The sequence below is a fragment of the Aeromonas intestinalis genome (assembly GCF_054052485.1).
Window position 1 is genome coordinate 121,624 of sequence record NZ_JBSTYK010000009.1, and the last position, 14,614, is coordinate 136,237.

Below are 14,614 nucleotides of genomic sequence, written 5' to 3' on the forward strand. Positions count from 1 at the left end.
GAGTAAGGGAATGAAAAAGCTGTTATCCGTGGTGTTGCTGAGTGCTTGCGCCAGCGCCGTGCAGGCCGACGAGGTCAAGGTGGCCGTGGCGGCCAACTTCAAGGGCACCATAGAGCGCATTGGCAAGGATTTCACCGCCAAGACCGGCCATACCGTCACCATCAGCTCGGCGGCCACGGGCGTGCTCTACACCCAGATCACCCACGGCGCCCCCTTCGATCTCTTCCTCTCCGCCGATGTGAAGACCCCTGAGAAGCTGGAACAAGAGGGCAAGGGCAGCGAGCGCTTTACCTACGCCATCGGCCAGCTGGGTCTGTGGAAGAAGGGCGGTCCGGCTCCTGACGAGGCCACCCTGCGCAACTGGAAGGGCAACCTCGCCATCGCCAACCCGAAAACCGCCCCCTATGGCACCGCCGCCATGGCGACCCTCGCGCACCTCAAGATCGATCCCAAGCAGTATCGGGTGCTGACCGGCAACAACATCAGCCAGACCTGGCAGTTCGTGGATACCGGCAACGCCGAGATGGGCTTCGTGGCCTGGGCCAACCTGGTGGAAGCGGGCAAGACCGGTGAAGCTTGGGCCGTGCCGGGGATTTATTACCCCGCCATCGAGCAACAAGCACTGGTACTGAAAAAGGGTGAGGCCGTGGATGCCCTGGTTGCCTGGCTCAAGGGCCCGGGCCAGACGCAGATCAAGGCCGCGGGCTATGCCCTGCCGCAATGACGGCAAGGCACTGACCCCCTGATGACTGGCCGGCCCTGCGCCGGCCAGTTTGTTGAATCAAGGAGGAGAATCATGAACATGCGCATCCCGAGCGGGAGGTGGCGATGAGTGACGGTGATCTGCTGGCGGTCTGGCTCACCCTGAAGCTGGCGGCCAGTACCACGGGCATACTCTTGCTGCTGTCGCCGCCGCTGGCTTGGTGGCTGTCTCGCAGTCAACACAGACTCAGGCCCGTGGTGGAGGCTCTGGTGGCGTTACCTCTGGTGCTGCCACCCACCGTGCTCGGTTTCTACCTGCTGCTCGCCTTCTCCCCCGAATACGGCATCGGCAGCTGGTGGCGAGAGACCTTCGGCACCCCCCTCGCGTTCAGTTTCCTCGGCCTGCTGCTGGCCTCCATCATCTACTCGCTGCCTTTCGTGGTCCAACCCCTCACCTCCGCCTTCGTCAACATGGGTAACAAGGAGCTGGAGGCGGCGGCCACCCTGGGGCTCGGGCCCGTCGAGCGCTTCTTCCAGATCATCTTGCCGATGACGCTGCCAAGCTTCGTGATGGCGGCGGCGCTCGGCTTTGCCCACACCCTGGGGGAGTTTGGGGTGGTGTTGATGATAGGGGGCAACATTCCCGGGGAGACCCAGGTGCTCTCTATCGCCCTGTTCGATCACGTGGAGACCATGGATTATCAGCATGCCCACATCCTGGCGGGCGGCCTGATGGGCTTCTCTCTCATCATGTTGGTACTGGTCTATGGCGTGTTGCAACGCCGGCAACGGAGGCTGTTCGGATGACGCTGGATATCAGGGCAAGACGCCACTTCGGCGGATTCACACTCGATTGCGATCTCAAGCTCCCGCTGGGGGGCATACTCGGCCTCTTTGGCCCCTCCGGCTGTGGCAAGAGCACCCTGCTGCGGGTGCTGGCAGGCCTTGACCGAGAGGTCGGTGACCGCCTCTGCTGGCAGGGGCGGGAGCTGGCGGAGACGCTGCCCGAGGCGCGCCGCATCGGCCTGGTGTTTCAGGATTCGCGCCTGTTCCCGCACATGACGGTGCTGGCCAATCTGCAACTGGCCGCCAAGAAGGGCAAGGGACGCTGGCAGCCGGCCCCCTTGGCGACGCGACTCGGCTTTGCCGAGCTGCTGGACCAACCCGCCCACGGCCTCTCCGGCGGTCAGCGCCAGCGGGTGGCCCTCGGCCGGGCCCTGCTGGCGGAGCCGGACTTGCTGCTGCTCGATGAGCCCTTCTCGGCACTGGACAGGCGCAGCCGCATCCATCAGGCCCACGTGCTCAAGGAGTTGCAGCGGGAGAGCGGCATCCCGATGATCTTCGTCAGCCACGCCATGGAGGAGGTCAGCCTGCTCTGCGACCAGCTGGTGCTGCTGGCCGACGGCAAAGTGGAGGCCCAGGGGCGGCCGAGCGATATCTTCGCCCGTACCGATCTCTCGCTCGCCAGCCGGGACGACGCCGGTGTCATGCTGGCGGCGACCCTGGACAGCTACGATCAACGGGAGCAGATGGCGAGCCTGCGCCTCGGTGAGCAGTTGCTGATGGTCACCATGGAGCATGCCCCCGACGAGCCCGGCCCCTTGCAGATCAAGGTGGCGGGGCGGGATGTGGTGATTGCCACCGCTCCCATCACCGACTCCAGCCTCTCCAACTGCCTGGAGACCCGGCTGCTCAACGCCCACGAGGTACGGCCGGGGCAAACCCTGTTGCAGTTGGCGCTGGGGCAGCAGATACTGCTGGCCCGGATCACCAGCCGCTCCGCCAAGCGGCTCGCCCTCGCGCCGGATCAGCGCCTCTATGCCTACATCAAGGCGGTGAGTCTGGTGGGGGAAGGCTGAGGAGCTGTGCTCAGCCCTCGTGAGTGAGCGGGGGAACCGATGGGATTGAGAGCCGGCATGGGCCGGGAGGGAGAGGCGAAGTGCGTCGTAATCAGGTAATGAAATCCCACGGGCTGGCCCTGCGCAGTGCGGGGGAGGGCCCCTTGCTGGTGCTGCTGCACGGACTCGGCTCCTCCAGCCTCGATTGGCAGGCCCAGCTCGAGCACTTCGCTGATCACTACCGGGTGGTGGCGCTCGACCTGCGCGGTCACGGGCAGAGCCTGCAGGAGGGGCCCTTCGACGTGCTGACCCTGACCCGGGATGTGGCGCGCTGGCTCGATGAGCAGCCAGAGCCCGCCTGGGTGGTGGGCTTGTCGCTCGGGGCCATGGTGGCGCTGGAACTGGCCCTGCAACTACCGGAGAAGGTACGCGGTCTGGTGCTGGTCAACGGCTTCAGTGAATTCTTGCTGGAGACCCCGCAGGAGCAGGCGCGCTTTGCCCTGCGCCTGAAATGGCTGCGCTGGTTTGGCCTGCGCCCGCTCGCTTGGTGGCTCGGGCGCGAACTCTTCCCGGGCCCCGAGCTCGCCCAGGTACGCCACGCCTTCCGGCAGCGTTTCGTGCGCAGCAACAAGAAGAAGACCTATCGGGCGCTGCTGGGGGACTTGCCCGGCTGGTCGGCCCGCTCCCGCCTCGGCCGGATAGAACAGCCGGTCGCCATCATCTCCACCACCCAGGACTATCTGCCGCTCGCCAAACGGGTGGAACAATTCGCTGCCCTGCCCAACGCCAGCATCCATACCCCGCCGGGCCATCACGCCTGGCCAGCGGAAGATCCCGCCGGATTCAATCATTTGCTTCACCGGATTTTAGAAACTCATTAAACTTGTCGCCCCTTAGCCTTATTCACCGTGTATGTATTGGTCCGATCGCCTTGCCAAGGGCATAGGGCAAGGCAATCGGACCCATTTGCTCTCTCAACAGGTATTTCCTCATGTCTGAAATAATAAAAATGGCCATCGATGATGGCTCAACCAATGTCAAGGTGAGCTGGATCGAGAACAAGGTGCTCAAGACCATCATCTCTCCCAACTCCTTTCGCAAAGACTGGAAGAGTGCGGCGTTGCGCAAGGACAAGAAGATCTACAACTACGAGATAGGCAATACCAAGTACACCTATGACGCCACCTCGGACAAATCCCTGGCAACCACCCATGTGGAATACCAGTACGACGATCTGAACCTGCTCTCCGTGCATCATGCCCTGCTGCAGACCGGGGTCACTCCCTGCGATGTGGCCATTACCGTCACCCTGCCCATCACCGAGTTCTACAACCCGGACGATTGCCAGCGCAACGAAGAGAAGATCGAGAAGAAGCGCCGCAATCTGATGCGGGCCATCTCCCTGAACAAGGGGGAGCTGTTCAACATCGTCAGTGTCGAGGTCATGCCGGAGAGCCTGCCTGCTGCTCTCTCCCGTCTGGTGGGATCCGGTTGCAACGAGTTCACCAAGACGCTGGTGATCGATTGTGGCGGCACCACCCTGGACATGGGGATCATCGTCGGCGAGTTCGACGATGTCTCCGATGTCTACGGTAACAACGAGATCGGCGTCTCCATGGTAACTGACGCCACCCGCAAGGCCTTGGCGGCGGCGGACAGCGACTCCAGCTACCTGGTGGCGAACGAGTTCATCAAGCGTCGTCACGACATGAGCTTCGTGCGGGATGTGGTGAACGATGAGAGCCAGATCCCGCGCATCCTCGAGAAGATGCAGAACAAGATCGACGAGCTGGGCTCCCAGGTGGCCCACGAGGCGAAGAAGTTTGCCAAGAACCCGAACCGGGTCTACCTGGTCGGTGGTGGTGCCTCCCTCATCCATGAAGCGATCAAGAGCGCCTACCCGACCCTGGGCGAGCGGGTCGAGCTGCTGGAAGATGCCCAGTCCGCCCTGGCCCGGGAGATCTGCCTCTACACCACGGAAGAGGACGAAGTTTACCGGGAAGCGGCCGTGATGGCCGAGGTGGCGGATGAGTAGTCAACTCAAGCGCATGACCTTCTCCATCTACATGGATCCGGGTGCGCTGGAGTCTGACCGCTATGCGGCCGGTGTACTGCAGAGCTGGTACCAGCGTGCCCGCAAGATCCAGGATGGGGTCGAGGAGTTCGATTTCTCCAAGAGCCGCTTCCACAAGGACATCTACCTCTCCGGTATGTTCATGTACGTGCTGGCTCCCAGCCTGTGCAAGGCGGTGGCCAATGCCTTCGGTCCCGAGCAGGTGAGTCTGGCCACCCTGCGCCATGTCTTCGCCAGCTGCGGCTTCGATCTGGGGCAGGGGAGTGACGCGCCTGTCCTGACTGACACCATGATCGATCAGATCGCGGCCAGGTTGGTACCCCAGTTGGGGTCCGGCAACACGGCTGAGATGATTGAGGAGCTGGTGCAGCGGCTGGGCCAGTCCCAGGCGATGACGGCCCCGGATCAGCTGGTGGACGAGATAGTTAGCCGTCTCGGCGAGCAGCAACCCACGGATCTTTGGGATGAGCTGCGCCAGGGGCTGCCGGGGGTAGTGGATCATGATCAACTGGCAGATGCTATAGCCGGTAAGTTGCCGTCCGCTGGGGCAGAGACGGATCTGGCACCGCTGCAGAGCAGCCTGGCGTTGCTCTCTCGCCAGCTGGAGGAACAATCCAAGCTTATCCGCGAGCAGCACCGTCTGATCCAGCGACTGGCGAGCCAGCGGGGCCGTCAGAGTGGTGGGGATGAATCGGGTGCCGAGCCGCTTATCGAGGATCTCTCGAGCCAGGTGGCCAGCATGAAGAAGGTCAAGGCGAAGGGGATTTTCTGATCCCGTTGAGTGCCTAGTGCAGTAAAAAAGCCGAACCCGGGGGTTCGGCTTTTTTGTGACAACGGCTCAGACTTGGAGTTTTGCCTCAAGCCATCAGGGCTGACCACAGACCGGGCAGTCGGGTCGTTTGGGCAGCTTCAGCTCCCGAAAGCCACCGCCGAGCCCGTCGATCATCAACAGGCGGCCGCCGTAGTTCTTGCCCATGCCGGTCAGCAGCTTGATGGCTTCCAGCGCCTGCAGGCTGCCGACTACTCCCACCATGGGGGCCAGCACACCGGCCTCGACGCAGGTCAGTGGCTGCTCGCCGAACAGGGAGCTCAGGCAGGCGTAGCAGGGTTCACCTTCCTGCCAGGTGAAGCTGCACAGCTGCCCCTCCAGCCGGATGGCGGCGCCGGAGACCAGCGGCACACCATGTTGTCTCGCCTTCTGGTTGAGCAGATTGCGAATGGCCACGTTGTCGGTGCAATCGAGCACCAGCTGATGACTCGGCAACAGGGTATCGAGCTGTGCCTCGTCCGCGAGGGCGGCGTGTGTTTCGACGGTGAGCAAGGGGTTGAGGCCGCGCAGCGTCTCGGCCGCCGAGTCCACCTTGTACTGACCGATGCGCGCGTCGCTGTGCAGCACCTGGCGCTGCAGGTTGGAGAGCTCCACCTTGTCGAAATCCACCAGGGTCAGCTGGCCGACCCCGGCCACCGCCAGATACTGGGCGGCGGCGCAGCCAAGGCCCCCGGCCCCTATCACCAGCACCCTGGCCTGCTTGAGCGCCTCCTGCCCCTCGAAGTCGAAGGATTTGAGGATGATCTGGCGGTTGTAGCGCAGAAGCTCCGCGTCCGAGAGGATCTCGCTCACAGCAGCAGCCCTGCGAAAGGTTCGACGGTGACCGTCTCCCCTGCCGCCACCTTGCCCCGTTCCTGCTCGAGGACGATGTAGCAGTTCGCCTTGGAGAGGGAGCTGAACACCCCCGAATCCTGGGAGCCGGTGCTGCGAACCTCGAGGCCGTTCGGGCCTGCGCTCAATATGCCGCGCTGGAAGTCCATCCGCCCCGGCGCCTTCTTGAGTGGCTCGTTCGCGATGGCACTGAGACGCAGCGCGGGGGAGAGCGTCTGGCCGGCGAGCCTGGCGAGCGCCGGACGCACCAGCTGATCGAAGGTGACCATGGCGGAGACGGGGTTGCCCGGCAGGCCGAAGAACCAGGCGTGGGGCAGCTTGCCGAAGGCGAACGGTTTGCCCGGCTTGATGGCGAGCTTCCAGAAGCCTATCTCGCCTAGCTCTTCCAGCAGCTGCTTGGTGAAGTCCGCCTCGCCGACCGAGACGCCGCCGGTGGTGATGAGGGCGTCGGCTTCCCGATCGGCCTGGAGGAAGGCGGCCCGCAGGGCGGCGGGATCGTCCGGGATGATGCCAAGATCCAGGCACTCACAGCCCAGGCGCGCCAGCATGGCCTTGACCCCGTAGCGGTTGGAGTCGTAGATGTCGCCATGCTCAAGGGGAGTGCCCACCGGTTTGAGCTCATCCCCGGTGCTGAAGATGGCGACCCTGAGGGGACGATGGACCGTCACGGTCGCGATGCCAAGCGATGCCAGCAGCGGCAGCTCGCGGGGGCTCAGGCGCAGGCCCTTCGCCAGCACTGGCGAGCCTTCGGCCATGTCCTCGCCCCGGCGGCGAATGTTCTGGCCGAGCCTGGGCTGGCTGACAAAGCGCACCAGCTCGCCCAGGGCCTCGGTCTCCTCCTGCATGACGACCGCCTCGGTGCCGGCGGGAACGGGGGCCCCGGTCATGATGCGAACGCAGTGGCCGGCGGGCCATTCTCCCTCATAGGGCTGGCCGGCGAAGGCCTTGCCTGCCACCTTGAGCGGGGTGCCAGCGGCGAGATCGGCCAGGCGCACGGCATAGCCGTCCATGGCGGAGTTGTCGAAAGGAGGCACCGAGAGGGGGGAGGCGATATCCTCGGCCAGGATCCGGTCCAGCGCCTGGGGCAGCGGCAATTGCTCGGTGTCGCAGCAGCAGGCCAGTTGGTCCAGCATCCCTTGCAGGGCGTCGCTTAGGGGGAGGAGTGTGCCGGTATCGAATCCCATCATCATGACCTCTTTATTGTGGTGAGGGCGGATTATCCCAAAAAAGTGACCGCTTGGGCAGGCTGGTGTGGGTGGGTGACGATATTGATGGCCGGACACCCCATACGGGCAGGGTGGCACGGGAGTAAAACACGACGGATTGACATAAAGTCAGGTACCGGGCTTGAGTTAGTTCGAATTATGACAATAATCGCCCTGTAAGATTGCGCCACAGTAGAATGCCGCCACAACAGATGGCGACCATCACAGTCCCTGAGCGTGGGAGAGTACGAGAATGACGAATATGAGTCAGGAAGCCCTGTTGGTCAGGGCAGCGCTCGAGGCCGAGGGTCTCGAGACACCACTAGTGGCCAATGCACTGGACAACCAGCAGAAGCGAGAGAAGATCGAAGGCCACATGCGCGCCATCATGGAGACGCTGGGGCTGGATCTGGCGGATGACAGCCTGGCGGAGACGCCGCACCGCATCGCCAAGATGTACGTGAACGAGATCTTCTCCGGCCTCGACTATGCCACCTTCCCCAAGGTGACGGTGATCGAGAACAAGATGAAGGTGGACGAGATGATCATGGTGCGGGACATCAGTCTCACCAGCACCTGCGAGCACCACTTCGTCACCATCGACGGGCTGGCCCACGTGGCCTATATCCCCCGTGGCAAGGTGATCGGGCTGTCGAAGATCAACCGTATCGTCCAGTTCTTCGCTCGTCGTCCCCAGGTGCAGGAGCGCCTCACCCAGCAGATCCTGCTGGCGCTGCAGACCCTGCTCGGCACCCGCGACGTGGCCATCAGCATCCGGGCGACCCACTACTGCGTGAAGGCGCGCGGGGTGATGGACTCCACTTCCTATACCACCACCACCTCCCTCGGTGGGGTATTCAAGACCCAGCCGGACACCCGTGCCGAGTTTCTGGGCGGGCTGAAAGGCTGAGTGGCCAACGGCATGCCCCCGGGCATGCCTCCTCTTTGCTCCTCTTCGCTATTTTCTGCTGATTTTTAACCAAAAAACACCTAAAGCCATGACCCTGTCGGGTCGATATAGCTCTTCATACCGATGGATGGTCGGTGCGGCGCAGACGATGCTCTTGCGATGATCACCCGTATCGACCGGGATCTGCACGTTCGGACCCCTTGGCGCCGCCTCCCTCAAGGCGGCGCACTTGCATGACTGCAATGGATGGCAGCTATCGTGTTTCGTGCCAGGAGGGCACAACTCAGGCGGATGCCAGTAATTCACCCATTGCAGGACAAACCATGAATCCCAGTACCATGACGATCGGCAAGAAACTAACCGCAGGTTTTGCGGTGCTCGGCCTGATGATGGCCTTTATCGGCGGCTTCTCGCTGCTGCAGTTTGGCAATATGAACCGGGCCGCCACCGGTTTCACCGACAGCATTCTGCCTGCCGTGGTGCGTACCAGCGCCCTGGGGGAGACCATCAATGATCTGCGCCGTTATGAACTGGATGTGTTCCTGGTGGCGGATGACCCCCAGCAGAAGGCCCATTACCGCGATGCCAGCGAGCAGAGTCTGCGGGACGTGGAGCGGCAGGTGGCTGCCCATGATGTGACCATCTGGGCGGAGGACGTGGAAGAGCGTCGCACCTTCGACATCGTCAAGGCGGACTGGAGCAAGTACGTGGCGATGCATCAGCGCCTCAAGCAGATGCAGGATAACGGCCAGATGGCGGAGGCCCAGCGCATCTTCATGAGCGAGGGGATCGCCCTCTACAACAGCCTGGCCAAGTCGGTGTCCACACTCATTCAGATCAACCATGGCTACTCCGTCAACTCCCGCGCCGAGGTGGTCGGGGCCTTCGACAGCGCCAGGTTCAGCATCATCATCGCCCTGGTACTGGGCCTTGGCCTGGTCACCGTGCTCTCCGTGGTACTGACTCGCCAGATCCGGGATCCCCTGGTAATGCTGGCCCGCCAGGCCCAGCGCATCGCCAGCGGCGATCTCGGCAAGGGTGAGCTGCAGGAGTGGATCCGCGGCAATCGCTTCAAGCGCGACGAGCTGGGTCAGCTCGGCGGCGCCATCGATCGCATGCAGGGCGCCCTGGCTGACCTCGTGAGCGAGATAGCGGGCTCGGTGAGCCAGCTCAGCAGCGCGGTGGAGGAGGTGAGCGCCATCTCCGAGCAGTCTGCCAAGGGCATGGCCAGCCAGCAGAATGAAGTCTCCCAGGTGGCGACCGCCATGAACGAGATGCAATCCACCGTGCACGAGGTGGCTCGCAACACCACGGATGCCATGAGCGCCGCCAAGGCCGCCTCCCACACCTCGAATGAGGGGCATCAGGTGGTGGGCCGCGCCATCGGCAGCATAGAGCAGGTTTCCTTGCAGATTGAGCAGGCCGGGAGCGTGGTGCAGCAGCTGGAGCAGGACAGCACCAACATCAGCATGGTGCTGGATGTCATTCGCGGCATCGCCGAGCAGACCAACCTGCTGGCGCTCAATGCCGCCATCGAAGCGGCTCGCGCCGGTGAGCAGGGCCGCGGTTTCGCGGTCGTCGCCGACGAGGTGCGCTCCCTGGCCCAGCGTACCCAGAACTCCACCGCCGAGATCAGCAAGATGATCGAGGTGTTGCAGGAGCGCACCGCCGAGGCGGGCAACGCCATGCAGCTGAGCCGTCAGCAGATGCAAAACAGCGTCGGGTTGGCGCGGGAAGCGGGCAACAGCATCGACAGCATCAATGGCGCCGTCACCCAGATCACCGACATGAATACCCTGATCGCTACCGCGACCGAGGAGCAGAATGCGGTGACCGAGGAGCTCAACCGCAGCATAGTGAACATTCACAGTGCCGCAGACGAGAACGCCCTGGGGGCCCAGCAGACCGCCCAGGCCTGCATCGAGCTGAGCAAGCTAGCCAATACGCTGCACCATATGACCCAGCGCTTCACGCTCTAGGCCCTTCAGGGTTATGCCGGATAACAAGAGGCCCCGCCGGTTGGCGGGGCCTCTTTGTCTGTGGCTACGCCTTCATGGCGTGGATCAATCTGCTGTAAAGCTCGGATTTCACCTTGTTTTCTCTCTGCTCATCGCATGCCTTGCCACATCTCATTTGGCACCAATCACAAAACGGTGATTAATTTCGCTGTGGTGAGTTCACGCAACCCCTCTCTCCCCGTATGATGCCTGCTTTTTTGGCCCTGGAGACGCTCCTTCGTCATGTTTCGTTCGATCAAATATCAAGTCATGTTCTTCGCCGGTTGCATCTTGCTGGCGACCGTCCTGAGTGTCGTGGGGTATGGCTACCTCTCCCTGTCCGGCATGCAGGAGAAGATCCAGCGGGAGAGCCATGACAGCGCCCGCCAGCAGTCGGGACAGTGGTTGCAGACTCTGGCGGACGGTCAGGCGAGCGAGGTGGCGCGCTCCTTCGAGCTGGCACTGGATGCGGCCGAAACCCTGGCGGCCCTGCTGGCGGGCAATGTGCATCAACACAAACCCCTGGATCGGGAGGCGGTGACCGCCCTGCTCAAGGATATCGGCGATCGCAACCCGGACTTCCTCAGCATCTACAGCGGCTGGGAGGCTAACCGCTTCGATGGTCTGGACGAGCTCTATCAGGGAGGCAGCGCGCACAGTCAGGCCAGCGGCAACTTCGCCCCCTACTGGAGCCGTGGCGCTGCGGGCTTTGCCCTCAAGCCCCTCGGCGATTTCTACAGCAAGACGCCGAGCGCCACCGGGATCCGTGCCTCCGAATGGTACCTCTGCCCCCAGGAGAGCAAGGCGAGCTGCGCGGTGGATCCGTCCGTCTATCAGGTCAACGGTCAGCCGACCCTGCTGACCTCCTTCGTGGTACCCGTACTGGACGGAGGCAACTATCTCGGCATGGTGGGGGTCGACTACTCCCTGAACTACCTGCAACGCCTCGCCGACAGCATCGGCCAGCGGGTGTTCGACGGTCAGGGGCGGGTGCGCATCATCAGCCCCATGGGGATCATTGCCGCCGACTCCGGTGACGGCGCGCATGTGGGAGAGCGGTTGCAGGATGCAGGACTGCTGTCGCAGCTGCAGCGGGCAGAAGGGGGTATGGAGGAGAGCGACGAGGGGCTGAGAGTGTTTGCTCCCATCCGTCTTAACAAGGTGAGACAGGCCTGGGGCATTGCCATCGAGGTGCCCAATAGCGCCCTCTATGCCCAGTACGATCTGCTGGCCCAGGCCAGGGCCAGCGAGTTTAATCGCGGGATCTGGACTCAGTTGCTGGTGGGCATGCTGGTGGCGGGGGCGGGCCTGGTGGGCCTCGCGCTGGCGGCGGGTTCCATTTCCCGGCCGGTGCAGCAGACGGCCCGCATGGTGACGCGCCTCTCCAGTGCAGGTGGGGATCTGACCCAGCGTCTGGATCAGCAGCGGCGGGATGAGACCGGGGCTCTGGCCAAGGGGATCAACCAGTTTGTCGCTACCGTGCAGGGCATAGTGAGCGATACCGCTACCAGCGTGCACGAGTTGCAGCGGGCGGCGGTGACCTCGGCCCGCCAGGCTCAGCAGGGGTTGGCCAGCAGCCAGCAACAACTGGAGCAGGTGGAGCTGGTGGCCACGGCGGTGCATCAGATGTCCTCGACGGCAGACTCGGTTGCCAGCAGCGCCCAGATCACGGCGCAGGCGGTGGACGAGACCCGCCATGCGGTGCACCAGGGGCAGCAGGTGGTGAGCGCCTCCGCCAACGGCATTCGGCAGCTCAGCCGTCAGGTGAGCGAGGTGTCGGAAAAGATCACTGCCCTGCAGCAGCAAGGGCTGCAGATAGGCAGCATCCTGGATGTGATCCGGACCATCTCGGAGCAGACCAATCTGCTGGCCCTCAATGCGGCCATCGAAGCGGCCCGGGCCGGTGAGCACGGACGCGGTTTTGCGGTGGTGGCGGACGAGGTACGGGCGCTGGCCTCCAAGACCCAGGCCTCGACCCGGGAGATCCAGCAGATGATAGACAGGCTGCGGGACACTACAGGGGAGGCGGTGGAGACCATGGCCGAAGGGCGAAGCCTGAGCCGGCTGGCGCTCAATGATGCCGAGCAGGCGGTGAAGGAACTCACGACCATAGTGCAGGCGGCCGATCGCATCGGCGACATGGCGACCCAGATAGCCAGCGCCGCCGAGCAGCAGTCCAAGGTGAGCGAGGAGATCAACCACAACGTCAGCAACATCCACGAGGCGGCCAGTGCCTCGACCCGGGTCGCCCGGGAGCTGGATGCCCAGAGTCAGCAGATGCACGGCCTGACCGAGGCGGTGATGAGCAAACTGGGGCGTTTCCACTACTGATGTGCCCTTGCCTTCCATAAACAGACCCCGCCAATTGGCGGGGTCTGTTTGTTTGGGGAGGTGGATGCTCAACCCAGTCCCACTGTCTTGCCATCGATCTTGCCATGGCGGTGGTCAGGGACAGGCGGCTGGAACCTAGCTCAGCCCTATGATTTCACCGTCGTCATCGATGTCGATATGCCGGTAGGCAGGCAGGCTGCCAAGTCCCGGCATGGTCATGATGGGACCTGCGAGGGCGTAGACAAAACCGGCCCCTGCGCACAGGCGCACCTCCTCGATGGGCACCTCGAAATCCGTGGGCACGCCTTTGAGGGCGGGGTCGTGGCTGAGCGACAGCGGCGTCTTGGCCATGCAGACCGGCAGATGATCCCAGCCTGCCTTGGAGAGGGCCGCGAGCTGGCCCTTGGCCTTGTCAGAAAGGATGACGCCACGGCCGCCATAGCCGCACTCCACCAGGGTGGCGAGCTTGGCCTCCAGGCTCATGGTATCGGGATAGAGCAGTTGCACCTCGCTCGGCTGTGCGCAGGCGGTCATCACGGCCCTGGCGAGATCTGACGCGCCTACGCCGCCCCGGGTGAAGGCTTCCGACAGGGCCACGCCGCAGGCGCCCGCCTGGCGCGCCTCCTCTTCCAGCAGAGCCAGCTCGGCCGGACTGTCACTTGGGAAGCGGTTGATGGCGACTACCACGGGCACCCCGTAGCGGCGGGCATTCTGGATATGCCAGGCGAGGTTGGCACAGCCCTGGCGCAGGGTCGGCAGATCTTCATCCTGCAGGCTGGCCGGCAGAGGCTGGCCCGGGCGGATGTCGAGCAGGCCGCTGTTGGCCTTGAGGCTGCGCACCGTGGCGACCAGCACCACGCAGGAGGGGGTGATGCCGGACTGGCGATGCTTGATGTTGAAGAACTTCTCCAGTCCCATGTCGGAGCCAAAGCCCGCCTCCGTCACCACGTAGTCGGTGAGCGCCAGCGCCACGCGATCGGCGATGACCGAGGAGTTGCCGTGGGCGATGTTGGCGAAGGGACCGGCGTGCACCAGCACCGGGGTCTGCTCCGTGGTCTGCATCAGGGTGGGCTGCAGGGCCTCCTTGAGCAGCACCGTCATGGCCCCTGCCACTTCCAGTTGCTCGGCGGTGATGGGCTGGCCGCGCAGATCCAGGGCGAGCTGGATGCGGCCGATGCGCCCACGGAGATCCTTGAGATCGCTGGCGAGCGCCAATATGGCCATCAGTTCGGAGGCGGCGGTAATGACGAAGCGATCGGGGCGCTCCACCCCATCGGCCGGGCCACCCTGGCCTATGGTCAGGTGGCGAAGGGCCCTGTCATTCATGTCCAGGGTGCGGGGCCAGAGGATGTTGGCAGGGTCGATATCGAGGCGGGCCAGTCCGGTTCTGGGGGTGAACGCATCCCCCAGTTTCTGCTCGTGGAACAGGCGGGCATCCAGGGCGGCGGCGGCCAGGTTATGGGCGGCGACGAGGGCGTGGAAGTCCCCGGTCAGGTGCAGGTTCATCTCCTCCATGGGCACCACCTGGGCATGACCGCCACCGGCGGCCCCTCCCTTGACGCCGAACACGGGCCCGAGGCTCGGCTGGCGTATGGTGGCCACGCTGGACTGGCCGATGTGATTGAGGCCCATGGAGAGACCGAGGGTGGTCACCGTCTTGCCCTCCCCGAGGGGGGTGGGGGTGATGGCGCTCACCAGCACCAGCTTGCCTTGCCGTTTGGGGGGCTCTTTGAGCAGGGCCAGGCTGAGTTTGGCCTTGTGGTGACCCTGGGGGTTGACCAGATGTGGCGGGATGGCGAGACGCCGGGTCAGTTCGTCGATGTGCAGGCGGGGGGACTGGCGGGAGATCTCGATATCGCTTAGCATCAGCACCTCGTTGGCATGTCGGGTCAAAGAT

The 14,614-nt window shown here is 63.8% G+C and carries 12 protein-coding genes; 9 read left to right on the top strand and 3 right to left on the bottom strand.

Annotation, left to right across the window (positions count from 1 at the left end; translation table 11 throughout):
* Nucleotides 1-10: 10 nt before the first annotated feature.
* The 6 genes from modA (at nucleotide 11) to ACW5W7_RS13320 (ending at nucleotide 5,386) form a co-directional block, all read left to right on the top strand.
* A complete protein-coding gene (gene modA, locus ACW5W7_RS13295) occupies nucleotides 11-724 on the top strand; it encodes a molybdate ABC transporter substrate-binding protein (RefSeq protein ID WP_456502020.1) in 714 nt (237 codons plus the stop codon).
* A 104-nt stretch (nucleotides 725-828) separates the two neighbouring features.
* Nucleotides 829-1,509: a molybdate ABC transporter permease subunit gene (modB, locus tag ACW5W7_RS13300; RefSeq protein WP_456502021.1), complete on the top strand. Its 681-nt coding sequence runs from the start codon at nucleotides 829-831 to the stop codon at nucleotides 1,507-1,509.
* Complete coding sequence (gene modC, locus ACW5W7_RS13305) at nucleotides 1,506-2,561, top strand: molybdenum ABC transporter ATP-binding protein (protein ID WP_456502022.1); 1,056 nt, start codon at nucleotides 1,506-1,508, stop codon at nucleotides 2,559-2,561. The genes modB and modC overlap by 4 nt, the downstream gene beginning before the upstream one ends.
* An 80-nt stretch (nucleotides 2,562-2,641) precedes the next feature.
* Entirely contained in the window at nucleotides 2,642-3,421 is a 780-nt protein-coding gene (locus tag ACW5W7_RS13310) for an alpha/beta fold hydrolase (protein ID WP_456502023.1), read from the top strand.
* A 128-nt stretch (nucleotides 3,422-3,549) separates the two neighbouring features.
* Nucleotides 3,550-4,575, top strand: a complete 1,026-nt coding sequence (gene parM / locus ACW5W7_RS13315; protein ID WP_456502068.1) for a plasmid segregation protein ParM domain-containing protein — start codon at nucleotides 3,550-3,552, stop codon at nucleotides 4,573-4,575.
* Nucleotides 4,568-5,386, top strand: coding sequence for a hypothetical protein (locus ACW5W7_RS13320; protein WP_456502024.1), 819 nt, complete (start codon nucleotides 4,568-4,570; stop codon nucleotides 5,384-5,386). The genes parM and ACW5W7_RS13320 overlap by 8 nt, the downstream gene beginning before the upstream one ends.
* A gap of 93 nt (nucleotides 5,387-5,479) precedes the next feature.
* Here the strand turns inward: ACW5W7_RS13320 and moeB are convergent, their stop codons facing one another.
* Complete coding sequence (moeB, locus tag ACW5W7_RS13325) at nucleotides 5,480-6,235, bottom strand: molybdopterin-synthase adenylyltransferase MoeB (RefSeq protein ID WP_456502025.1); 756 nt, start codon at nucleotides 6,233-6,235, stop codon at nucleotides 5,480-5,482.
* Nucleotides 6,232-7,458 (bottom strand): molybdopterin molybdotransferase MoeA, encoded by a 1,227-nt coding sequence (gene moeA / locus ACW5W7_RS13330; RefSeq protein ID WP_456502069.1) that lies wholly within the window; start codon nucleotides 7,456-7,458, stop codon nucleotides 6,232-6,234. The genes moeB and moeA overlap by 4 nt, the downstream gene beginning before the upstream one ends.
* Nucleotides 7,459-7,732: 274 nt before the next feature.
* On the opposite strand from moeA, the gene folE reads away from it, so the two are divergent.
* The 3 genes from folE to ACW5W7_RS13345 all read left to right on the top strand — a co-directional run bounded on the left by folE (nucleotide 7,733) and on the right by ACW5W7_RS13345 (nucleotide 12,717).
* Nucleotides 7,733-8,389 (top strand): GTP cyclohydrolase I FolE, encoded by a 657-nt coding sequence (gene folE / locus ACW5W7_RS13335; protein ID WP_456502026.1) that lies wholly within the window; start codon nucleotides 7,733-7,735, stop codon nucleotides 8,387-8,389.
* 323 nt (nucleotides 8,390-8,712) lie between these two features.
* Nucleotides 8,713-10,368, top strand: a complete 1,656-nt coding sequence (locus ACW5W7_RS13340; RefSeq protein WP_456502027.1) for a methyl-accepting chemotaxis protein — start codon at nucleotides 8,713-8,715, stop codon at nucleotides 10,366-10,368.
* A gap of 261 nt (nucleotides 10,369-10,629) precedes the next feature.
* On the top strand, nucleotides 10,630-12,717 hold the full coding sequence (locus ACW5W7_RS13345; protein WP_456502028.1) for a methyl-accepting chemotaxis protein: 2,088 nt from the start codon (nucleotides 10,630-10,632) through the stop codon (nucleotides 12,715-12,717).
* A gap of 135 nt (nucleotides 12,718-12,852) precedes the next feature.
* Here the strand turns inward: ACW5W7_RS13345 and ACW5W7_RS13350 are convergent, their stop codons facing one another.
* The gene (locus tag ACW5W7_RS13350; RefSeq protein WP_456502029.1) at nucleotides 12,853-14,583 is read right to left on the bottom strand and encodes a formate--tetrahydrofolate ligase; all 1,731 of its coding nucleotides are present in this window, start codon (nucleotides 14,581-14,583) and stop codon (nucleotides 12,853-12,855) included.
* Between the last annotated feature and the right edge of the window lie 31 nt (nucleotides 14,584-14,614).